This window comes from Streptomyces sp. NPDC016562, from assembly GCF_043076955.1.
Classification (GTDB): Bacteria; Actinomycetota; Actinomycetes; order Streptomycetales; family Streptomycetaceae; genus Streptomyces.
Genome location: NZ_JBIBRZ010000001.1, coordinates 404,959 through 427,054 on the forward strand (window position 1 = coordinate 404,959; position 22,096 = coordinate 427,054).

At 72.5% G+C, this 22,096-nt stretch carries 20 protein-coding genes; 10 read left to right on the forward strand and 10 right to left on the reverse strand.

Going from position 1 to position 22,096, the window contains the following annotated elements:
- Positions 1-319: 319 nt before the first annotated feature.
- Positions 320-1,093 carry a hypothetical protein gene (locus ACF059_RS01830; protein WP_366865105.1) on the forward strand — a complete coding sequence of 258 codons (774 nt, stop codon included), beginning with the start codon at positions 320-322 and terminating at the stop codon, positions 1,091-1,093.
- Between the two features lie 295 nt (positions 1,094-1,388).
- Here the strand turns inward: ACF059_RS01830 and ACF059_RS01835 are convergent, their stop codons facing one another.
- Positions 1,389-1,829, reverse strand: coding sequence for a MarR family transcriptional regulator (locus tag ACF059_RS01835; protein WP_360888293.1), 441 nt, complete (start codon positions 1,827-1,829; stop codon positions 1,389-1,391).
- 47 nt (positions 1,830-1,876) lie between these two features.
- On the reverse strand, positions 1,877-4,273 hold the full coding sequence (lon, locus tag ACF059_RS01840) for an endopeptidase La (RefSeq protein WP_392050089.1): 2,397 nt from the start codon (positions 4,271-4,273) through the stop codon (positions 1,877-1,879).
- Positions 4,274-4,486: 213 nt separating this feature from the next.
- On the opposite strand from lon, the gene ACF059_RS01845 reads away from it, so the two are divergent.
- Positions 4,487-4,792, forward strand: coding sequence for a hypothetical protein (locus ACF059_RS01845; protein ID WP_392050091.1), 306 nt, complete (start codon positions 4,487-4,489; stop codon positions 4,790-4,792).
- A 36-nt stretch (positions 4,793-4,828) separates the two neighbouring features.
- On the opposite strand, the gene ACF059_RS01850 is transcribed toward ACF059_RS01845, so the two are convergent.
- Entirely contained in the window at positions 4,829-5,686 is an 858-nt protein-coding gene (locus ACF059_RS01850; RefSeq protein WP_392050094.1) for a sulfurtransferase, read from the reverse strand.
- A gap of 472 nt (positions 5,687-6,158) precedes the next feature.
- The gene (locus tag ACF059_RS01855) at positions 6,159-7,541 is read right to left on the reverse strand and encodes a hypothetical protein (protein WP_392050097.1); all 1,383 of its coding nucleotides are present in this window, start codon (positions 7,539-7,541) and stop codon (positions 6,159-6,161) included.
- 36 nt (positions 7,542-7,577) lie between these two features.
- Between ACF059_RS01855 and ACF059_RS01860 the strand changes: the two genes are divergently transcribed.
- The 6 genes from ACF059_RS01860 to ACF059_RS01885 all read left to right on the forward strand — a co-directional run bounded on the left by ACF059_RS01860 (position 7,578) and on the right by ACF059_RS01885 (position 15,872).
- Positions 7,578-8,153 (forward strand): hypothetical protein, encoded by a 576-nt coding sequence (locus tag ACF059_RS01860; RefSeq protein WP_392050100.1) that lies wholly within the window; start codon positions 7,578-7,580, stop codon positions 8,151-8,153.
- A gap of 166 nt (positions 8,154-8,319) precedes the next feature.
- Positions 8,320-9,060 carry a response regulator transcription factor gene (locus ACF059_RS01865; protein WP_366866383.1) on the forward strand — a complete coding sequence of 247 codons (741 nt, stop codon included), beginning with the start codon at positions 8,320-8,322 and terminating at the stop codon, positions 9,058-9,060.
- Positions 9,057-10,220 carry an ATP-binding protein gene (locus ACF059_RS01870; protein WP_392050103.1) on the forward strand — a complete coding sequence of 388 codons (1,164 nt, stop codon included), beginning with the start codon at positions 9,057-9,059 and terminating at the stop codon, positions 10,218-10,220. The genes ACF059_RS01865 and ACF059_RS01870 overlap by 4 nt, the downstream gene beginning before the upstream one ends.
- A 259-nt stretch (positions 10,221-10,479) precedes the next feature.
- Positions 10,480-14,349 (forward strand): multifunctional oxoglutarate decarboxylase/oxoglutarate dehydrogenase thiamine pyrophosphate-binding subunit/dihydrolipoyllysine-residue succinyltransferase subunit, encoded by a 3,870-nt coding sequence (locus ACF059_RS01875; protein WP_392050106.1) that lies wholly within the window; start codon positions 10,480-10,482, stop codon positions 14,347-14,349.
- 144 nt (positions 14,350-14,493) lie between these two features.
- Positions 14,494-14,820, forward strand: coding sequence for a divalent-cation tolerance protein CutA (gene cutA, locus ACF059_RS01880; RefSeq protein ID WP_392050109.1), 327 nt, complete (start codon positions 14,494-14,496; stop codon positions 14,818-14,820).
- A gap of 254 nt (positions 14,821-15,074) precedes the next feature.
- Positions 15,075-15,872, forward strand: a complete 798-nt coding sequence (locus ACF059_RS01885; RefSeq protein ID WP_392050112.1) for an alpha/beta fold hydrolase — start codon at positions 15,075-15,077, stop codon at positions 15,870-15,872.
- Between the two features lie 43 nt (positions 15,873-15,915).
- Here ACF059_RS01885 and ACF059_RS01890 read toward each other — a convergent pair whose 3' ends face one another.
- The 6 genes from ACF059_RS01890 to ACF059_RS01915 form a co-directional block, all read right to left on the reverse strand.
- On the reverse strand, positions 15,916-17,229 hold the full coding sequence (locus ACF059_RS01890) for an MATE family efflux transporter (RefSeq protein ID WP_392050115.1): 1,314 nt from the start codon (positions 17,227-17,229) through the stop codon (positions 15,916-15,918).
- Positions 17,226-17,768, reverse strand: coding sequence for a hypothetical protein (locus tag ACF059_RS01895; RefSeq protein WP_392050118.1), 543 nt, complete (start codon positions 17,766-17,768; stop codon positions 17,226-17,228). Before ACF059_RS01895 ends, ACF059_RS01890 begins: the two co-directional genes overlap by 4 nt.
- Complete coding sequence (locus ACF059_RS01900) at positions 17,707-18,525, reverse strand: DUF692 family multinuclear iron-containing protein (RefSeq protein WP_392050122.1); 819 nt, start codon at positions 18,523-18,525, stop codon at positions 17,707-17,709. The genes ACF059_RS01895 and ACF059_RS01900 overlap by 62 nt, the downstream gene beginning before the upstream one ends.
- Positions 18,525-19,679: a DUF692 family multinuclear iron-containing protein gene (locus tag ACF059_RS01905; RefSeq protein WP_392050125.1), complete on the reverse strand. Its 1,155-nt coding sequence runs from the start codon at positions 19,677-19,679 to the stop codon at positions 18,525-18,527. Before ACF059_RS01905 ends, ACF059_RS01900 begins: the two co-directional genes overlap by 1 nt.
- Positions 19,680-19,894: 215 nt before the next feature.
- On the reverse strand, positions 19,895-20,098 hold the full coding sequence (locus ACF059_RS01910) for a hypothetical protein (RefSeq protein WP_392050128.1): 204 nt from the start codon (positions 20,096-20,098) through the stop codon (positions 19,895-19,897).
- A 164-nt stretch (positions 20,099-20,262) separates the two neighbouring features.
- Positions 20,263-21,261 (reverse strand): LuxR C-terminal-related transcriptional regulator, encoded by a 999-nt coding sequence (locus ACF059_RS01915; protein WP_366866393.1) that lies wholly within the window; start codon positions 21,259-21,261, stop codon positions 20,263-20,265.
- A gap of 146 nt (positions 21,262-21,407) precedes the next feature.
- On the opposite strand from ACF059_RS01915, the gene ACF059_RS01920 reads away from it, so the two are divergent.
- Positions 21,408-21,773 (forward strand): hypothetical protein, encoded by a 366-nt coding sequence (locus ACF059_RS01920; RefSeq protein ID WP_392050131.1) that lies wholly within the window; start codon positions 21,408-21,410, stop codon positions 21,771-21,773.
- A 106-nt stretch (positions 21,774-21,879) separates the two neighbouring features.
- Positions 21,880-22,086 carry a hypothetical protein gene (locus ACF059_RS01925; RefSeq protein ID WP_392050133.1) on the forward strand — a complete coding sequence of 69 codons (207 nt, stop codon included), beginning with the start codon at positions 21,880-21,882 and terminating at the stop codon, positions 22,084-22,086.
- The last annotated feature ends 10 nt before the right edge of the window (positions 22,087-22,096 follow it).

Sequence of the window (22,096 nt, forward strand, 5' to 3'; positions counted from 1 at the left end):
CCCTGCTCCCTCGTACCGCCTCAGACCTTTGCAGCGTGTTGGGGAGAGAGCCGCACATCGCCCACCCGGCCACTCGAACGAGTGAACATCACGGATGAGTTGGCGACCAACTCGGACACCTCGTCCCAGAGCGCCGTCGGTGGACAGGTGGTTGAAAGATCGATACGGGCTTTGGCAGGATGCCCGCCCACATCCGCGCCGGGGGTGGCGGCGTGGCTGTCCGCCGGCCGGGTGGGGGGCGCTGCGGCCGGATCCGGGTCCTCCCGCTTTGGTACGGACCTGCTCGGGCGTCGCGGGCCCCGGCGGGCAGAATGCCCGTATGCGCATCGACCTCGCCTCGGCCCCCGGCCACCCGGAACGCCCCAATGAGGACTGGCTGTCGGCCGCGATCCCCGCCTCCGGCGGTGGGGTCCTGGTCGCGCTGGACGGGGTCACGCCGCCGGTCGGCGAGGACGGGTGCGTGCACGGAGTGCCGTGGTTCGCGGCCCGGCTCGGGGGTCGATTGACCGAACTGTCCGGATCCCGGCGGGACATGCCGCTGGACCGGATTCTGGCCGAGGCGGTGCGCGCCACGGCCGAGGCCCACCGCGACACCTGTGACCTTTCTCACGTGCGCACACCCCAGGCGACGGTCGTCATGGTCCGCTGGGACGAGGCGTACGTGGAGCACCTGGTGCTGTCGGACTCCGTCCTGCTCCTCCAGGCGCCGGAGGGCGAGGTGACGGCGGTGCTCGACGACCGCCTCGACCGGGTTCCGCGGGAGGTGCTGGGGTCGGTGTCCGCGACGGATGCGCTGCGCAACGCGGAGGGTGGTTTCTTCACGGCGGCCGCGGATCCTGCGGTGGCGGCGCGGGCGGTGACGGGGCGGACTCCGCGTGAGCGGGTGCGGGCGGTGGCGGCGCTGACGGACGGGGCGAGCCGGTGGACGGACACGTTCGGGGAGGGTGACTGGGGGGAGTGCCTGGCGGTGCTGCGGAAGGAGGGGGCGCAGGGGTTGATCGGCCGGGTGCGGACCCTTGAGTCCGATCCGGCGCGGCCGGTGGGACGGTACAAGCGGCATGACGATGCGTCGGCGGTGTATGCGGAGCTGTGAGGGCCGGTCGGGGCCGACGCTTCCGCGGTCGGGCCGGGTCGGGCTGGGTCGGCCGTGGGCTTGGCCGGTGCTTCCGGGCCGGGCTGGGTCGGCGGGGGTGGGGGCTCGGGCGGGCTCGCAGGGGGTGGCGGCGGGGCCGGGCGCGCGCCGGGGTGTCTCCTCGGGCGCCGAACGGTTCGGGGGGTCGGGGGGTACGGCGGTGGTGCGTTCGACGCCCTGCGGGGACACCCCGCCACACACCCGGCCCCGCCGACACGGCCCGGTGGACCGCTCGGCGCACGACCGCTGGGTGGGGTTATTCCTCGCCGGCGTTGAGTTGGTTGAGGAGGCGGGCCAGTTCGGCTACTTCGCCTCGGTCCCAGTCGGCGAGTTTGCGCATGTACTGCTCGCGGCGTGCGCCCCGTACGCGGAGGAAGCGTTCGCGGCCTTCCTCCGTGAGGCCGACCAGGAAGGCGCGGCCGTCGGCGGGGTCCGGCTCGCGGGCCACCAGGCCGAGAACCTCCAGGGCGCGCAGCTGGCGGCTCATGGTGGCCTTGCCCACGCCGAAGTAGGCGGCGAGCTCGGTGGCCCGCTGGCGGCCCGCCGCCTCCAGGCGTACGAGGAGCCCGTAGGCGGCGGGTTCCAGCTCGGGGTGCAGCTCGCGGGCCATCTCGCCGGACGAGGCCCGGGCCCGCCGGAGGAAGACCGACAGCTCCCGCTCCAGGGCAAGGAACTCCTGGTCTTCGCTCCCGTGCACGTACCGCTCCTTCGATGGGTGGGGGGCCAGTATTTCGCAGCGGGTGGCTACGCGGCGACGGTGACCGGCACCTCCGCGCCGGCCAGGGCCAGTTCCAGTACCTGGCGCACGTCCGTCACCGGGTGCACCTCCAGCCCCTCCAGTACCTCCGCCGGGACGTCGTCCAGGTCCGCTTCGTTCCGCTTCGGGATGATCACGGTGGTCAGCCCGGCCCGGTGCGCCGCGAGCAGCTTCTGCTTGACCCCGCCGATCGGCAGGACCCGCCCGGTCAGCGAGACCTCACCGGTCATTGCCACGTCCGTGCGGACCTGGCGCCCGGAGAGCAGCGAGGCGAGCGCGGTCGTCATGGTGATGCCGGCGCTCGGGCCGTCCTTGGGGACCGCGCCCGCCGGGAAGTGGATGTGCACGCCCCGGTCCTTCAGGTCGGCGACGGGGAGTTCCAGTTCCGCGCCGTGCGAGCGCAGGAAGCTCAGCGCGATCTGCGCCGACTCCTTCATGACGTCGCCGAGCTGGCCGGTGAGGGTCAGGCCGGCCGCGCCCGTCTCGGGGTCGGCCAGTGAGGCCTCCACGAAGAGGACGTCGCCGCCCGCGCCGGTCACCGCGAGGCCGGTGGCCACGCCGGGGACGGCGGTGCGCCGCTCCGACGGGTCCTGGGCGGACTCCGGGACGTGGTGGGGCCGCCCGATGAGGCCGCGCAGGTCGTCGGCTCCGATGCTGAAGGGCAGTTCCCGCTCGCCGAGCTCGTGCTGCGCGGCCACCTTGCGCAGCAGGCGCGCGAGGGACCGTTCCAGGGTGCGCACGCCCGCCTCGCGGGTGTACTCCCCGGCCAGCTTGCGCAGGGCGGCCTCCTCCAGGACCACCTCGTCGGAGCCGAGGCCGGCGCGTTCCAGCTGGCGCGGCAGCAGGTGGTCGCGTGCGATGACCACCTTCTCGTCCTCGGTGTAGCCGTCGAGGCGGACGAGCTCCATCCGGTCGGCCAGTGCCTCCGGGATGGCCTCCAGGACGTTGGCCGTGGCCAGGAAGACGACGTCGCTCAGGTCGAGTTCGACCTCCAGGTAGTGGTCGCGGAAGGTGTGGTTCTGCGCGGGGTCCAGGACCTCCAGCAGGGCGGCCGCCGGGTCGCCGCGGAAGTCGGAGCCCACCTTGTCGATCTCGTCGAGGAGGACGACGGGGTTCATCGACCCGGCCTCCTTGATGGCCCGGACGATCCGGCCGGGCAGCGCGCCGACGTAGGTGCGCCGGTGGCCGCGGATCTCGGCCTCGTCGCGTACGCCGCCGAGCGCGACCCGGACGAACTTGCGGCCCATGGCGTGGGCCACGGACTCCCCGAGGGAGGTCTTGCCGACGCCGGGCGGGCCGACGAGTGCGAGGACGGCGCCGCCGCGGCGCCCGCCGATGACGCCGAGGCCGCGCTCGCCGCGCCGCTTGCGGACGGCGAGGTACTCGGTGATGCGGTCCTTCACGTCGCCGAGCCCGGCGTGCTCGGCGTCGAGGATCGCCCTGGCGCCCTGGATGTCGTACTGGTCCTGCGTGCGCTCGTTCCAGGGCAGTTCGAGCACGGTGTCCAGCCAGGTGCGGATCCAGGAGCCCTCCGGGCTCTGGTCACTGGCCCGGTCCAGCTTCTCGACCTCCTTGAGCGCGGCCTCCCGCACCTTCTCGGGGAGGTCGGCGGCCTCGACGCGGGCCCGGTAGTCGTCGGACTCCTCGCCCTCCTTCTCCCCGCCCAGCTCGCGCAGTTCCTTGCGTACGGCTTCCAGCTGGCGGCGGAGCAGGAACTCCCGCTGCTGCTTGTCGACGCCGTCCTGCACGTCCTTGGCGATGGACTCGGCGACGTCCTGCTCGGCGAGGTGCTCGCTGAGCCACTTGACGGCGAGGCGGAGGCGGGCGACCGGGTCGGCCGTCTCCAGCAGCTCGACCTTCTGGGCCACGGTGAGGAACGGCGAGTATCCGGAGTTGTCCGCGAGGGCGGAGACCCCGTCGATCTGCTGGACCCGGTCGACGACCTGCCAGGCGCCGCGCTTCTTGAGCCAGCTGGTGGCGAGCGCCTTGTACTCCTTGACGAGCTCGGCCACCACGCCGGGCAGCGGGTCGGGGACCTGCTCCTCCACGGTCTCGCCCTCGACCCAGAGCGCGGCGCCCGGCCCGGTGGTCCCGGCGCCGATGCGGACCCGCCCGCGGCCGCGGATGAGCGCGCCGGGGTCCCCGTCGGAGAGCCGCCCCACCTGCTCGACCGTCCCGAGCACCCCGGTCCCGGCGTACTTCCCGTCGACGCGCGGCACGAGCAGCACGCGGGGCTTGCCCTGTCCGGCCGCGGCCTGCGCGGCCTCGACGGCCGCGCGCACCTCGGCGTCGGAGAGGTCCAGCGGAACGACCATGCCGGGCAGCACGACCTCGTCGTCGAGTGGCAACACGGGCAGGGTGAGCGGTACGGACGTCGAAGCCATGATCTTCCCTCCGGCAGTGAAGTTGAGCTATGCCGACTCAATGCTCATGCGTCACCCAATGTTCCCCAACGCGCGTTCGCCGGCGGCGAACAGCTGCCTCCGTCGGCACGGATGGGCGACCCGGAGTGCCGGGGTGGGGGTGGCGGCTTAGCGTCGGCGGCGAAGCCCGTGTGCCATCCGCCTACCGCGCCGCAGGCGCTCGAAGGGATCTCCATGGCAGTCGTGATGACCTTTTCCTGGCCCGAAATCACACCGGACGTCTACGACACGGTCCGTGAACGGGTGCGGTGGGAACAGGACGCTCCGGACGGCTGCGTCCTGCACGCCGCGTGGTTCGTCGACGGCGGCCTCAACGTGATGGACATCTGGGAGTCCGAGGAGCACTTCAGCCGGTTCATCGCCGCCCGGGTGGCCCCCGTGCTCAAGGGTGAACTGGGCGTGCAGAGCGATCCCGATCCGAAGTTCTTCCCCTTGCACAGGCGCTTCGTCGCCCCGGGCGTCAGCGGCGGCGGGGCATAAGGGACCTCACGACCGGCCCGACGGCCGGGAGCGCTCTCACCCGGTGGTCACGGGGAGCGCCGACGGCGTGCCCCACTCGCTCCAGGAGCCGTCGTACACCGCCAGGTCGCGGTAGCCGGCGAGGTCGGCGGCGAGGGCGAGCACGCAGGCGGTCACGCCGGACCCGCAGCTGAAGTAGAGCCGCTGCCGCTCTCCGGCCACCGCCTCGACGGCCGCGCGGAGTTCGGCGGCCGGGCGCATCAGGCCGCCGGGCCGCTGGAGCTCGCCGAAGGGGAGGTTGACCGCGCCGGGCATGTGGCCGCCGCGCAGACCGGGGCGGGGTTCGGGGGCGGTGCCGGCGAAGCGTTCGCGGGTGCGGGCGTCGAGGACCGCCGCGTCCGGGTCGGCCAGGGCGTCGGTGACGGCGGCGCTGTCGACCAGCAGCCCGGGGCGGGGCCGGGCGGTGAAGGAGCCGCGCGGGCCCTCGTACGCGGGACCGGTCGCCTCGACGGGCAGCCCGGCGGCGGTCCAGGCGGGCAGCCCGCCGTCGAGGACGGCCGCGCGGTCGAAGCCCATGGCGCGCAGCATCCACCAGGCGCGGGCGCTGGAGTAGACGCCGGCGCCGTCGTAGACGACGACGGTGTCGGAGTCGTCGAGCCCGAGGGCGCGCACCGCCTCGGTGAACGCGGCGGCGCCGGGCATGGTGTGCGGAGCGGGCGCGTCGTGGTCGGACAGGGCGCCGTCGAGGTCGAACGGCCGCGCGCCGGGTATGCGCCGGCCGGCGCCGCGGTGGGCCCCGACGGAGGCGTCGAAGAGCACCAGCCCGGGCGCCCCGAGCCGCGCGGCCAGCCACTCGGCCCCGACGAGCGGTCCGGGCACGGTCAGCGGGGTCGCGGCCTTCTGCGGCATGGTCATTCGGCACCTCCGTGTGAGCGATGTGGACCATGCCATCCTCCGCTGCACTCCACCCCAACCCGCCCCCACCCGCCCGGACTCGGCCTCGCGGCGTGCGAACGGGGCCCGGGGCGAAGCCTGAACGAGGCCCCGGCCGAACCCGGCTGCGGGCCCGGCCCGGGCCACGGGCGGAGCCCAGTACCGGCCGGGCCCGGCTGCGGGCCCATCACGGGACCCTGGCCAGCCCGGGCCACGGGCCCAGCCCGGTTTCGGGCCCGGCCCGGGCTACAGGCAGAGCCCAGGCCGCGGGCGGAGCCCAGTGCCGGCCGGAGCCGGGTGGCCCGGGGGCTTCGCCCCCAGAGCCCGCGGCACGCACGCCGGGCCGGACCGGATCGGGGCCGCGTCGGCCGGCCCGGCCGCAGGGGTCAGCGCGGGCAAAGCCGCAGGCGTCGCCGCAGGCGGGCCGCCACACCCGCACGGCACGCCGCAGGCGCTAGCCGCACGCGCCCCTCGGGGCGTAGACCGCCACGCGGGCGCCGTGGAGCTTGGTGATGGAGCAGAGGTCGAAGCGGGCCGCGAGGGTGTCGCGTTTGACCGCCTCCTGGGGGTACGGGTCCAGGGGCTGTCCGGGCGGGTCCAGCAGGGCGATGACGCGGGGGGCCGTGAGCAGGGCCGCGCGGATGCGGTCCGGGGGGAGTTCGGTGCCCTGGAGGCTGTGCGAAGCCGCCGGGGTGCGGTCCAGGGCCACGTCGCGCAGCGGCTCGTACGCCCCCGGCGAGGACAGCAGCCACTCGCGCCGCCGCGACGGCATGAACACCACCGCGTCCCCCGGCCCGGCCCGTTCCCGCACGGCGGCGGCCACCGCGAGGACGTCGTCCTTGCGGCTCTCGGGCGTACGCAGCCACACCGACCAGAAGCCGAACGGCACCAGCAGGGCCCCGGCCAGCAGCCACGGCCACCACCCGCGGGCCTGCGCCAGCCGGGCCCCGGCCAGCAGGGCGAGCCCGGCCAGCGCGTAGAGCACGTACCGGTCGACGTACCAGGGGTGGACCAGCGAGATCACCATCAGCAGCCCGGGCGGCAGCAGGGCGAGCGGCAGCGCCACCCGTACGAGCTCCCCGCACGCGCCGCGGGCGAGCAGCAGCACGGCCGCCGCGAGCACCGCGTACGCCGCCCAGTCCTGCCCGCTGGGCCGCCCGAGCCAGCCGAGCTGCTGCTCGGCCTGCCGCGCGCTCGCCACGGCCAGCGGCAGCAGCAGCGCCACGACGGCCGCGGCGCTCCACCGCCAGCCGCGCGAGCGCCAGGCGGTGAAACCGTGGGCGAGCAGGGCCAGCACGGCGAACTCGTGCAGCCAGCAGCCGAGCAGCAGGACCACCGCGTACGCCGCCCAGCGCTCGCGCAGCATCAGATACGTCGACCAGACCACCGCGGCGGCGACCAGGGCGTACGAGCGCCCCTCCTGCGCGTACATCTGTACCGGCGGGAGCAGCGCGTACGCCGAGCCGGCGAGCAGCGCCGCCCGCTCCCCCGCGAGCCGGTGGGCGACGGCGGCCACCCCGGCGGCCGCGAGGGCGGTGGCGGCGACGGAGGGCAGTCGCAGGGCCCACAGGCCGCCGTCCCAGGTCTGGAAGACGGCGTGCATGAGCAGGTAGTACAGCCCGTGGACCGCGTCCACCTGGCCCAGCAGCTCCCAGATCCCGCCGAGCGGCCGGTGGGCCACCTGCCAGGTGACGGACTCGTCGCGCCACATGCTGGCGCCCCGCTCCAGACCCCAGAGGCCGAGGACCGCGGCGAGCAGCGGCGGGAGCAGTCGCCAGGGGGCGATCCGGCTGATGTCGGCCTCCGGTAGCTGTCGGAACGGGTGTGCGCACTCCATACTCGGGGTTGGACCCCAGTGCCTGCGGAGGTGGGTGTGCGCGCGTTCCGGTCGGTGGCGGCGGTTCTCCTGCTGCTGCTCGGTGCGCTCCTGGTGGCCGGATGCGGGCCGAGTGGTTCCGGGAGCGGCGACGGCGCGCCCCCGAAGGCAACCCCGCAGGCGCCCTCGCACGCGCCCCCGAACACCTCCACCGCGACGGGTCCGAGCACGGCCCCCGCCCCCGGCGCGAGCCCGTCGGCCGAGCCGCTCCCCGACCCCTCCGCGACCCTGGTCCGCGTCACCCGCAGCGGCGGCTTCGCCGGCCAGACCCACACGCTCGTCGTCAAGGACGACGGCTCGTGGACCCGGCTGGACGCCAAGGCGGGCCCGCAGGGCACCGGAAAGCTGTCCGAGGCGGAGCTGGCGGCCCTGCGCACCGCCCTCCGGGAGGCGGACTTCGCCCGGCTGCCGCGGATCTCGACGGGCGGCCCGAAGATCTACGACGGGTTCTTCTACGCGTTCGCGCACGGCGGCTTCGAGGTGGCGGGTGACGAGGGGTCCCTGCCGCGGACCCTGACGAAGGTACTGGACGCGCTGCCGCCGTTCACGGCGCCTCAGGGCGCCTCCTCCTGACCCCGATGCGGCCTTGATTTAGCCCCGATTCCGCCCGGGACACCCGGTACATCCCCTTCCATTTGCAGAGGTCCCGCACATTTGCCGTGACTCCCACCCCACGTAGCCGCAGGCCGGTGCCTCCTCTACGCTGCACCCCATTCACGCGGGATCTTCAGGGGCGGAAATGGAACAGACGCACACCACTCACAACGGCGCCGCAGCGACACCCGGCGCCCAGCGGCGTGTGCTCGTCGTCGAGGACGACCACACCATCGCCGAGGCCATCGCGGCCCGCCTGCGCGCCGAGGGCTTCCAGGTGCAGACGGCCCCGGACGGCCCGGCCGCCGTGGCCGCGGCCGAGAGCTGGCTGCCCGAGCTGCTGGTCCTGGACGTCATGCTGCCCGGCTTCGACGGGCTGGAGGTCTGCCGCCGGGTCCAGGCGCAGCGGCCGGTCCCTGTGCTGATGCTCACAGCGCGGGACGACGAGACCGACCTGCTGGTCGGTCTCGGGGTCGGCGCGGACGACTACATGACGAAGCCGTTCTCGATGCGCGAGCTCGCCGCGCGGGTCCACGTCCTGCTGAGGCGGGTGGAGCGCGCGACGATCGCGGCGCACGCCCCGCGCGGGGCCACCCTGCGCCTGGGCGACCTGGAGATCGACCACGCGCAGCGCCGGGTCCGGGTGCAGGCCGAGGACGTGCACCTGACGCCGACCGAGTTCGACCTGCTGGTGTGCCTGGCCGGGACCCCCCGGGCGGTGCTCTCGCGGGAGCAGCTGCTGGCCGAGGTGTGGGACTGGGCCGACGCGTCCGGGACCCGTACGGTCGACAGCCACATCAAGGCCCTGCGCCGCAAGATCGGCGCGGAGCGGATCCGTACGGTCCACGGCGTCGGGTACGCCCTGGAGACCCCGGCCCAGGCATGAGCGGCCGGCCGGCGCGGCAGCCGCGGCAGAGGCAGGAGAAGCAACGGCAGCAGCGACAGCAGCGACAGCAGCAGATACAACGGCAGAGGCAGCGGTCCTCCGGGGGCCTGCGGCCCTTCTCGCCCTTCTCGATCAAGACCAAGCTGGGCATCCTCGTGGTGGTCTCGGTCTTCATCACGACGGGCCTGCTGCTGGTGGCCCTGCGCACCGACACCGAGCTGCGCTTCATCACGGTCTTCTCCGTGATCGCCTCGATGCTGATCACCCAGTTCGTGGCGCACAGCCTGACGGCGCCGCTGGACGACATGACGACGGTGGCCCGGGCGATCTCGCACGGTGACTACACCCGGCGGGTCCGGGAGGCGGGGCGCCGCGACGAGCTGGGCGACCTGGCCTCCACCATCAATCTGATGGCGGACGACCTGGAGGCGGTGGACCGCCACCGCAAGGAGCTGGTCGCCAACGTCTCGCACGAGCTGCGCACGCCGATCGCGGCGCTGCGGGCGGTGCTGGAGAACGTGGTGGACGGGGTCTCGGCCGCCGATCCCGAGACCATGCGGACGATGCTGAAGCAGACCGAGCGCCTGGGGCGGCTCGTGGAGACGCTGCTGGACCTGTCCCGCGTCGACAACGGGGTGGTCCCGCTGCGGGCGCGCCGCTTCGAGGTGTGGCCGTACCTCTCGGGCGTGCTGAAGGAGTCGGGACTGGCGGCGGCCGGCCGGCCGGGGCTGCTCTCCGGCTCGGGCGGGCACACCCGCAACGACGTGCACCTGCACCTGGACGTGTTCCCGTCCGAGCTGTGGGCGTACGCGGACGCCGAGCGGCTGCACCAGGTCGTGGCCAACCTGATCGACAACGCGGTCAAGCACAGCCCGCCCCACGGCCGGGTCACGGTCCGCGCCCGGGCCGGCGACGCGCCCGGGAGCCTGGCCCTGGAGGTCGTGGACGAGGGTCCCGGCATCCCCGAGGCGGAGCGTCACCGGGTCTTCGAGCGGTTCAACCGGGGCAGTGCGCGCGGGGGCGACGGCGGCACGGGGCTGGGGCTGGCGATCGCCCGGTGGGCGGTGGAACTGCACGGGGGCCGGATCGCAGTGGCCGAATCGTCACGCGGCTGCCGCATGCTCGTCACGCTTCCGGGCAGCTCGCAGGCGCCGTGTTGACGTAGGGTTCGAGTGGGAAGGACATGATCTCGGCCACACGTACCCGGGGTCCGTCAGGGGTGCGAAGCCAAGGGGGCCGCAACCTCGGTGCCCCCTACCCGAACCACACTTGTTTCCCGCCATTCCAGGTGGTGAAACCCGCCGTTCGATGTGACCTGCATGACGGATGTACCGCCCGGTCTGCATCTCGCGGTCCAGGAGGCGTAGCCTTTATTCCCGCTGTCCATACCTTGTGAAGCGGAAGAGGGCGGTTGCCGCCGTGTCGCCACAGTCCCCCAGTAACCCGAGCACCACGACCGAAGCAGGAGAAGGCGGGAAGAACCCCGCCTCAGGCTTCGGCGCGAATGAGTGGCTCGTCGACGAGATCTATCAGCAGTACCTCCAGGACCCGAACTCGGTCGACCGGGCCTGGTGGGACTTCTTCGCCGACTACAAGCCGGGGGGCGCTGTCGCTCCGGTGACGTCGGACGAGCCCCTGAAGTCCCCGACGACGGATGGCGCCTCCGCACAGGCCGCCACCCCCGTCGCCGCAGCCCCCCGGGCCGCCGACGCCGCCGCCACGGGGGCGGCGCGCGCCGCAGCCCCCTCGCCAGCCGCGCCCACGCCCGTGTCAGCTCCTGCCCCTGCTCCTGCCACCCCCTCTGGTGCCCCTGCTGTGACTGTCACCTCCCAGGCCCCGGCCGCCGCACCGGCCGCGCCCGCCCCCTCCTCCGCAGCCCCCAAGCAGGCCGCGCCCGCCACCGAGGCCCCCACGGGCCCCGAGCTGGTGACGCTCCGCGGCCCGGCTGCCGCCGTCGCCAAGAACATGAACGCCTCCCTGGAGGTGCCGACGGCCACGTCCGTGCGCGCCGTCCCGGTGAAGCTGCTGTTCGACAACCGCATCGTCATCAACAACCACCTCAAGCGCGCCCGGGGCGGGAAGATCTCCTTCACGCACCTCATCGGCTACGCGATGGTGCAGGCGATCAAGGCCATGCCGGCCATGAACTACTCCTTCGCGGAGAAGGACGGCAAGCCGACCCTGGTCAAGCCGGAGCACATCAACTTCGGTCTCGCGATCGACCTGGTGAAGCCCAACGGCGACCGCCAGCTCGTCGTCGCCGGCATCAAGAAGGCCGAGACCCTCAACTTCTTCGAGTTCTGGCAGGCCTACGAGGACATCGTCCGCCGCGCCCGCGTCGGCAAGCTGACGATGGACGACTTCACGGGCGTCACCGTCTCGCTGACCAACCCCGGCGGCCTGGGCACCGTGCACTCCGTGCCCCGTCTGATGCCCGGACAGTCGGTCATCATGGGCGTCGGCTCCATGGACTACCCCGCCGAGTTCCAGGGCACCTCGCAGGACACCCTGAACAAGCTGGGCATCTCCAAGGTCATGACCCTGACCTCGACCTACGACCACCGGGTCATCCAGGGCGCGGCCTCCGGCGAGTTCCTGCGCATCGTCGCGAACCTGCTGCTCGGCGAGAGCGGCTTCTACGACGACGTCTTCGAGGCGCTGCGCATCCCGTACGAGCCGGTGCGCTGGAACCGCGACATCGACGCCTCGCACGACGACGACGTCACGAAGGCCGCCCGCGTCTTCGAGCTGATCCACTCCTACCGGGTCCGCGGCCACGTCATGGCCGACACCGACCCGCTGGAGTACAAGCAGCGCAAGCACCCCGACCTCGACATCACCGAGCACGGCCTCACCCTGTGGGACCTGGAGCGCGAGTTCGCGGTCGGCGGCTTCTCCGGCAAGTCGATGATGAAGCTGCGCGACATCCTCGGCGTGCTGCGCGACTCGTACTGCCGCACCACCGGCGTCGAGTTCATGCACATCCAGGACCCGAAGCAGCGCCGTTGGATCCAGGACCGCATCGAGCGCCCGCACTCCAAGCCGGAGCGCGAGGAGCAGCTGCGCATCCTGCGCCGCCTGAACGCGGCGGAGGCCTTCGAGACCTTCCTGCAGACGAAGTACGTCGGCCAGAAGCGCTTCTCGCTGGAGGGCGGCGAGTCCGTCATCCCGCTGCTCGACGCCGTCATCGACTCGGCCGCCGAGGCCCGCCTCGAAGAGGTCGTCATCGGCATGGCCCACCGCGGCCGCCTGAACGTGCTCGCGAACATCGTCGGCAAGTCGTACGCGCAGATCTTCCGCGAGTTCGAGGGCAACCTCGACCCGAAGTCCATGCACGGCTCCGGCGACGTCAAGTACCACCTGGGCGCCGAGGGCACCTTCACGGGCCTGGACGGCGAGCAGATCAAGGTCTCGCTCGTCGCGAACCCGTCCCACCTGGAGGCCGTGGACCCGGTCCTGGAGGGCGTCGCCCGCGCCAAGCAGGACATCATCAACAAGGGCGGCACGGACTTCACCGTCCTGCCCGTCGCCCTGCACGGCGACGCGGCCTTCGCGGGCCAGGGTGTGGTCGCCGAGACGCTGAACATGTCGCAGCTGCGCGGTTACCGCACCGGCGGCACCGTGCACGTGGTCATCAACAACCAGGTCGGCTTCACCGCCGCCCCGGAGTCCTCGCGTTCCTCGATGTACGCGACCGACGTGGCCCGCATGATCGAGGCGCCGATCTTCCACGTGAACGGCGACGACCCGGAGGCCGTGGTCCGCGTCGCGCGGCTCGCCTTCGAGTTCCGTCAGGCGTTCAACAAGGACGTGGTCATCGACCTCATCTGCTACCGCCGCCGCGGTCACAACGAGTCCGACAACCCGGCCTTCACGCAGCCGCTGATGTACGACCTGATCGACAAGAAGCGCTCGGTGCGCAAGCTGTACACCGAGTCCCTCATCGGTCGCGGCGACATCACGCTGGAAGAGGCCGAGCAGGCCCTCCAGGACTTCCAGGGCCAGCTGGAGAAGGTCTTCGCGGAGGTCCGCGAGGCCTCCACGCAGCCCGCGGCCGGCGCCCCGGTGACGCCCCCGCAGGTCGCGCAGCAGTTCCCGGTCGCCGTGGACACCGCGATCTCGCAGGACGTCGTCAAGCGGATCGCAGAGTCCCAGGTCAACATCCCCGAGGGCGTCACCGTCCACCCGCGTCTGCTGCCGCAGCTGCAGCGCCGCGCGGCGATGATCGATGAGGGCACCATCGACTGGGGCATGGGCGAGACCCTGGCCTTCGGTTCGCTGCTGATGGAGGGCACCCCGGTCCGGCTGTCCGGCCAGGACTCCCGCCGCGGCACCTTCGGCCAGCGCCACGCGGTCCTCATCGACCGGGAGACGGGCGAGGACTACACCCCGCTGCTCTACCTGTCGGACGACCAGGCCCGCTACAACGTCTACGACTCGCTGCTCTCCGAGTACGCGGCCATGGGCTTCGAGTACGGCTACTCGCTGGCCCGTCCGGACGCGCTGGTCCTCTGGGAGGCCCAGTTCGGTGACTTCGTCAACGGCGCGCAGACGGTCGTGGACGAGTTCATCTCCTCGGCGGAGCAGAAGTGGGGCCAGACCAGCGGCGTCACGCTGCTCCTCCCGCACGGCTACGAGGGCCAGGGCCCGGACCACTCGTCCGCCCGCCCGGAGCGCTTCCTCCAGATGTGCGCGCAGGACAACATGACGGTGGCCATGCCCACCCTGCCCTCCAACTACTTCCACCTGCTGCGCTGGCAGGTGCACAACCCGCACCACAAGCCGCTGATCGTCTTCACCCCGAAGTCGATGCTGCGTCTGAAGGCGGCGGCGTCGAAGGCGGAGGAGTTCACCTCGGGCGCGTTCCGTCCGGTCATCGGTGACACCACGGTGGACGCGAACGCGGTCCGCAAGGTCGTCTTCTGCGCGGGCAAGGTCTACTACGACCTGGAGGCCGAGCGGGAGAAGCGCGGCATCACCGACACCGCCATCATCCGCATCGAGCGCCTGTACCCGCTGCCGGGTGCGGAGCTCCAGGCGGAGATCGCCAAGTTCCCGAACGCGGCGAAGTACATCTGGGCGCAGGAGGAGCCGGCGAACCAGGGTGCGTGGCCGTTCATCGCGCTGAACCTGATCGACCACCTCGACCTGGCGGTCGGCGCGGACGTCCCGGCGGGCGAGCGCCTGCGCCGGGTCTCCCGCCCGCACGGCTCGTCGCCGGCGGTGGGCTCGGCCAAGCGTCACCAGGCGGAGCAGCAGCTCCTCATGGCGGAGGTCTTCGAGGCGTAGGGCTTCCAGGCGCAGGGCCATCAGGCGCAGGCACCGCGCCGCCTCAGCACGTGGTGGAAGGCCCGGCTCCCTTTTGGGGGCCGGGCCTTCCGGCTTGGTCCCGGTAGTGTCCGTCGCGGAATCCGACACCGCGGGAGGACCGCCATGGCGACCGGCATCGTGATCGCGCAGACCACCGTCGACGGCGAGCGCCGGGCGGGGGAGCTGGCCCGGGGCGCGGTGGAGGGCCGTCTGGCCGCCTGCGCGCACGTCGACGGGCCCCTCACCGCCGTCTACCGGTGGCAGGGCAGCGTGGAGACGGCCACCGAGTGGCGCGTCTCCTTCAAGACGACCCGGGACCGGCTGCCCGCCCTCGGCGCGTGGATCGAGCGGGAGCACAGCTACGAAGTGCCCGAGTGGATCGTGGTGGCGGTGGAGGGCGGCTCGGACGCCTACCTGGCGTGGGTCGCCGAGGAGAGCTCCCCCGCGTAGCCGGTACGGGGACGCGGCCGCGGCGTCGACCGCTGCTCCTGCCCCGGGGGCGTCGCCGTCGGTGTGCGCGGGAAGGCTCTCGGCATGGCCGACACCCGGTTCCCCGCCCGCCGCCCGTCCGCGCCGGACGCCGCGCACCCTCGCCGCGTCCGGGTGCCGGAGCCACCGGTCGCCCGGGGCACCCGGGGCGCGGTGTGACGGCCTCGGCCGCGCCGCGGTCCTGCACCTTCGTGGGCCACGGTGGGATACCGCTGGTGGCGGACGTGTGGGGCGGGGCGTCGGCTCCCCCGCTCGTCCTGCTGCACGGCGGCGGCCAGACGCGCCACGCCTGGGGCCGCACCGGCCCCCGGCTGGCCGCTCTGGGGTGGCGGGTCGTCGCCCCCGACCTGCGCGGGCACGGAGACAGCGGATGGTCGCCCGACGGTGACTACGGTCTCGGCCTGTTCGCCGAGGACGTCCGCGCGGTCGTCGCGGGCCTCGGCGGCCGGCCGGTGCTCGTCGGCGCCTCGCTCGGAGGTCTGGGTTCGCTGCTGGCCGCCGGGGAGCCACCGGGAGCGCCGATCCGCGCGCTGCTGCTCGTCGACGTCGCCCACCGGCCCGACCCGGGAGGCTTCCGCCGGATCGCGGCGTTCATGCGCGGCCATCCGGACGGCTTCGCCGACCCGGCGGAGGCGGCCGCGGCGGTGTCCGCCCACCTGACCCACCGCCCGCGTCCGTCCGGCTCTGAGGGGATGCGCACCAACTTGCGGCGCCGCGGCGACCGGTGGGTCTGGCACTGGGACCCGCGCATCGTGGACCACTTCGAGAGCCGGGCGGACCCGCCCGGCATGGCGACGCGTCTCCTCGACTCCGCGCGCCGGGCGGACGTACCGGTCCTGCTGGTGCGCGGCGGGAGCAGCGACGTACTGCGGGAGGAGGTCGCCGAGGAGTTCTGCGCCCGGGTGCCCGGGGCGCGGCGCGTCGAGGTGGCCGGAGCGGGGCACATGGTGGTCGGCGATCGCAACGAGCACTTCCTCGACGCGATCACACCGTTCCTGGACGAGGTCGTGTGAGCGGGCGGGGGGAGAGCACGGTGGGGCCGATCGGGGACGACGGTCACTCCCAGGAGCGGCTGACGCGGTGCGGGTCGGCGGTGTGCAGCAGCCAGTAGTTGACCGCGCAGCCCAGTGCGATGCCCGACCAGGCGAGCGCCGCGTTGTCCGTCAGCAGGCCCGCGAGGAAGACCGGCAGGGCGATGGCGAACTCCTGGAGCAGCCGCAGGCGCAGCACCACCCCGAAGCGGTCGGCGGCCTTGTGCCGGCCTTCGGCGGTGGCGGCCAGCAGCCGGAAGGGGAAGGCGGCGGCCTGTCCGGCCATCAGCCAGGTGAACCAGGTCGCGGCCGGGCCGTGCAGGCCGTAGAGCGCGGGCAGCACCGTCCAGGCGGTGATCGTGACGAGGACGCAGACGCCCGCGGACACGCCCAGGATCCATCGGCGCAGGTGCCGCCATTCCCGGGGGGAGGGGGTCGCCCCCTTGCAGACCATGCCGGTCGCGTTGACCAGCGCCGTGATCGGGATGTGCAGCGTCGCCGTGAGCACGGCGCCCGCGGAGAACGCGGCGAGCCGGTCCGCCCAGGAGGCGTGCAGGGTCAGGAGGAGGACCAGCAGCAGCTCGAAGCCGATCACCGAGAGCATGTGGCCCCACTCGGTGAGCATGCTGCGCGCCACCTGACGCAGCCAGCGCGCGCTGTCGCGGATGCGGAGGGGGACGGAGAGGTGGTCGCGCAACAGCCATACGGTGACGGCGCATTCGAGGGCGGCGATGACGGAGGTGGCGGCGTAGGCACCGGCGAAACCCAGTCCGGCTCCGTGGACGAGGAGCAGGTCGAGCGCGGCGTTGGCGACGACGGCGACGGCGTACAGGACGAGGAGGGGGCGGGAGCGCCGGAGCGCGAAGAGCGCCATGGCGCCGACGAACTGCGCGAGGCGGACCGGAGTGGCGATCAGCAGCCACACCAGGGCCGACTGCGTGTGGGCGCGGATGGCCGGTGCGGCGACCAGGGCGTCCACGAGGTACGGCAGCACGGCCAGGCCGAGTGCCGCGATGAGCAGTCCGGCGGCCGTGGCACCGATCAGCCCGCCCTGGACGGCGCGCCGCCGGGCGTGGGCGGATACGGCCCCGGCCACGGACAGCCCGACGACGGGGCCCATGGCCATGGCGGTGATCGCGTCGAGGAGGAGCAGGCGCTGGGGCACCGCCGCGGCGGCCACGGCCTGCTCGCCGAGCGTGCTGATCACCCACAGATCGGTCTGGGCGATGGCCTGGCCCATGACGGACGCCACCACCATGGGGCCCATCAGGGCGAGGACGCGTCGGCCCAGCGAGGGGGTGGCGGCGGTGGTGCGGGTGGCCGTGGTCGCGGCGGTCACAGCGGGCTCCAGGCGAGGGTGGCGAAGTCGCCGGTGCGGGAGAGCGTCCACCGGATGCCCGGTTCCGGCTCCAGGCCCGGCACCGCGGCGAGTTTCACGCGGCCGCGTTCCAGCGGCGACTGCCCCTTCAGCGCGACGACGACGCGGGGGGCGGTGGCGGCGGTGGTGAGGGCCAGGCCCCGTTGCCGGTGCTCGGGGGAGGCGAACCAGCGTGCGGCCGAGGCGGCGAGCAGTTCGATGTGGTCCTGTGGCTGGAGGGCGATGCCTTCGGCGTTCAGGAATGCGAGGAAGTGCAGGTGCATGCGCCAGTCGAGCCGCCTGCCCGCGGCCAGGGCCCATTCCAGGAAGGCCTCGTAGAGGTCGGTGGTGTCCGGCAGGCGTTCGGCCAGCTGCGGGATGCGGTCGAAGAGCTGGTGCCAGCGGATGCGGAGCGATTCCTGGGCGATCAGCCGGTCACGGGAGCCCGGGGTGAGGACGTCACGGGCGGTGGGGCTGATGCAGGCGTTGAGCCGCGACGACTGCGGCGCGCGTGCGGTCAAGGTCCGTTCTCCATTCGTCCAGGTCGTGGTTGGCGTCGCGTTCGACGACGAGCGTGGCGTCCGGTGCGGCGCGGCCGGCGAACAGGGCCACCAGATCGAGGGTGTCGTCGCTGACGGGGGCGTCGTGGCTGTCGACGATGAGGGAGGGGGCCGCCGGGGAGGGGCTGTAGCCGGCCAGGTGGAACCGTCGGCCCACGCCCGGGACCTCGGCCCATGCGGCGGCGGGCTGCCCGGTGTTGAGCTGGGCGACCATGGCGTTGGACACGTCCATGAGGACTTCGCATCCGGTCGCCGCGGTGAGCTCGGCGTAGGCGCGGGCCTGCGGGATGTCGCTCGCGCTCTGCGAGGGGAAGTTCTCCACGGCGAGGACGGTGCCGAGCTGGTCCTGCCAGGCGCGCACGGAGTCGATCACCGGCTGCCAGTCGGTGTAGTCGACCTCCAGGGCGACGGGCAGCGGCTGGCCGTTGTGGGAGAAGTGGGCGATGTGGTCGCTGACGTAGAGCAGGCCGCAGTCCACCTGCCACTGGTTCACCAGGTCCAGGTAGTGGTCGAGGCGTGCCCGGTCCGGGTCCAGGAACCGGGAGAGCATGATGTGGCAGCCGACCGGGAGGTCACCGACCGTGCGGCGGAACTCCTTCGGGTCGAGGTGGGCGAAGCCGTCGATCAGGACCTCGACGAAGTCGACGTGGCCCGAGTCGCGCAGCCGGCACGCCATCTCCAGGGTGTCCGGCGAGGTCACATTGACACCGATCAGCATCAGCGCAGCTTCTCCTTGGCGTAGGCCAGCAGGTCCTGGGGGGCGCTGACCGCCCCGGGGCGTTCGGCCGGGGGGATCTCGTCGAGGTTGAGGACGATGCGCTTGCCGCGGGCGCGGACGTCGTCCACCCACTGGTCGAACAGGTCGACGTACGACAGACCGCGCTGTTCGGATGCCTCGGCGAGGCCCGGGATCCAGCCCTTGCAGAGCTGGCGGAGGTAGGCGCGGCAGTAGGGGACGCCGTAGTCGTGCGGCTGGGCGTCCGCGGCTCCCGCGAGGGCCGCCCGGCGGTGCCGTTCCTGGAACGACGCGGCGCGGGCGAAGTCGGCGTAGTACTGGTCCGCCCGGTCCGTCCAGGTGAGGTCCGCGTGTTCGACGATCACGGTGACGGGCTCGGTTTCGGTGATCAGCCGCTGGCTCACCACGGTGTCCAGCAGCGACCACACCCCTTCGTGGACCGCCTCGGAGTGGCCGTCGTGGAGCGTTCCGTCGCGTCCCGTGCGGACGCCCGACAGGTGCAGCTCGACCACCTGGGACCAGGGGACCGCGCCGAGGAGCACCTCTACGGGGACACCGCAGTTGACGGCGTCGATGTAGAGGTGGGCGAGGTCGACGATGAGGCCGGACCCGGTCTTCTCGCAGATGCGCGTCACCGCCTGCCAGGCGTCCAGGATGCCCCGGGCGGAGGCGGAGTAGCAGTTGGCGTTCTCCACCCAGACGGGCAGGCCCGAGGTCTTGTGGAGGTCGGTGAGGAAGCGGACGGCGCGTTCCTCTTCCTCCTTGGTGCCCGTGAAGTACGAGTGCAGTCCGAAGGAGCCGCCGCCCAGCGCCCGGTCTCCGGTGACGTGCACGCCGATGGAGGTCGGCTTGCTGCGGCGGGTGGCCGACTGGTCCATCACGTAGTCGATGTAGCGGGCCTGTTCGCGCGGGCCCTCGCAGATCGCCGTACGCCCCAGGTGGAGGGAGAATTCCGGGATGTCCGGCACTTCCTCAAGGCTTTCCCATTTCCGCCATTCGTTGAATCCGAACTCCAGGAAGGGGCTTTCGCCGACGAGGGCGAGCCTCCTGTCCGGGTCGGGGTCGAGAAACCCCGGAGTGAACGCCCCACCCACGCGCAGGAAGTCGTCGTGAACCGGCTGAACCGTCGCTTGCATTTCTTTTCCTCTCCCCCCGGATTCCCCGTACGGCGGGGGCGCGCTCCGCATCCGGAGCGCGCCCTCACGATGGCTCAGCCCTTGTTGTAGCTGCCGCAGGTCAGCGCCTCAGCCATGACCTCGATGTCCTGGATGTCGATCATTTCCTTCACCTCCTCGCCGTGATTCGTCGCGTTGGCCGCACACGCACTGGGCAGGGATCACCCTGCGCAGGCTCAGCCCTTGTTGTAGCTGCCGCAGGTCAGCGCCTCGGCCATGACCTCGATGTCCTGGATGTCGATCATTTCTTTCACCTCCTTGCCGGATATGACGTGTGACGGGGCGAAGTTTTCCGAATTCCCTTGCAGGGTTTCCGGCTTCACCGGTCTCGGCCGGTTCTCCCTGCCGATGTCTCTACTGTGCCGGTCCCCGGCGATCACTGGAAGGCCTTTCCGGTGGACGGATTCTGCACTGGCATAACCCGTCCACCTCGACCTGCGACGGGGAAGGGCAAATTGGGCCACTGAACGACGAAAAGCCGCGTCCTGACAGGACGCGGCTTTCGGAGAAGGGGAAGGAGGAGGGGGCGGGGGCGGGGAGGGCCTCAGACGCGGGTGGCGGGGAGCCAGCCGTTCTGGACGGCGTGCGCGCCGGCCTGGAAGCGGCTGCGGGCCTCCAGGGCCTCCATGAGCTCGGCGGCGATGCGGCGGGCGGTGCGCGGGGAGACCCCGAGGCGTTTGGCGATGGCCTCGTCCGTGAGGCCCTGGAGGAGCAGGTGGAGGGACTCCCGGTGCTGACGGGTCAGTCCGTCCATCGTGCGTTCGACGGCGGTGCCCAGCGGGTTGGCACTCTGCCAGACGCTCTCGAACAGGGCGCACAGCGCGGCGATGGTCCCGTCGTAGGTCAGGACGACCGCGCCGGTCTGGGCGTCGTTGGTGTCGAGGGGCAGGACGACCTCGCGGCGGTCCGAGATGATCATCCGCACCGGCAGGGTGGGGGCGGTGCGGACCTGCCCGCCGTGGCGGTGCAGCCAGTCCACGTGGTCCAGGGTGGGCTGGTGGTTGCGGACGCTGTCGAGGTAGACGGTGCGCATGACGACGCCCCGGTCCAGGAGTGCGGCGTTGGGGCCGCGGCTGGCTTCGAGGTCGGCGGCGCTGTGGGCCCCGCCGGGCGCGAACGTCATGATCTCGTGGCGGGTGTTGGCGGCCAGCCGTGCGAGGCGGTCGCGTATCTCCTCCGGCCCTTGCAGGCTCTCGGCGCCGGCGGTGGCGCCCGGCGGACGCATCGCCGAGCATTCGGCGATGAGCTGCGCGGCGGCGGCCCGGGAGGCCTCCACCTTCTGCTGGTGGGCTGCCAGTTCGGCCTGCTGGCGGGCCAGCAGCAGTTCCATGGCGTCTTCGGGATTCAGCGCACGGAACCCGATGCCCTCCCGGGAGGAGGGCTGGACCAGGGCGAGACGACTGAGCCGGTCGAGGCAGGCGCGCAGGTCGCTCTCGGGAAGCGCCAGCCGCTGAGCGAGCGCCGTCACCCCGTCCTTGGGGTGGGCGAGCAGTGCCCGGTAGACGCGTTCGGCCTCGGCGTCGAGCCCGAGCAGTTCCAGCATGGCGATACCCCCGGATATTAGTACACGTGCGCCAGTAGAGAACCATACGAAGGCGCCAAGTACCCCCTGGTCACTTCCTGTTCTGGCATAAACAGTCCCCTGTGCCGGTCTGTACTGCGGGCGCGGGCGCTGCCCAGGATGGCCGTATGTATCTCGTACATGTCCGACTTCGAGCCCCGGACCAGATCTCCCTCCCCCCGGACGCGGCCCAGCTGTTCCTGGGGTGCGCCCGCGACGGGGAGGGCCTGGAACACGTCAGTGCGCACGGCGACGCGGTGGGCGGCCCGGTCGTCGGCTTCTACCTGACCGCGCCCTCGCTCGCCCTCGCGGAGCGGGCAGCGTCGGCCCTGTGCCACCGCACGCTCCTCGCGCACGCCGCGTTCGCCGCGTGGACCGTGGTGTCCTTCGGGGCGGCGCTGGTCCCCCAGCACTGGAACTCCCTCCTGCAGTCCGATGGACGGGATATGCAGATGCAGGATCCGTCCACCAGGAACCTCTTCCACCCGTTCTGACGGCCCAGCAGAGTAGGGGCATCGGCAGGGGGAACCGGCCGGAACCGGGAACCGGGCAGGTGCCCGGAGACTTGACAGAACTGATTGCGCTCCCAGGGGGAACCCGATGTCCACGCTCGCCACTCGCATCGCCAAGACCGCGGCCGCGGCCGTCATCGCCGTAGGCGTCCTGGGCGCGGCGCACGCGTCCACCGGGGAGCCGTCGCAGTCCCCCCACGTCTCGGCCTTCGACTTCGGCTCGGTGACCGTCCCCCTGGACCCGACCCCCCAGGGCGACAAGGAGGACATCACCGACGTCACCTGGGGCCACTGACAGCCGGCTG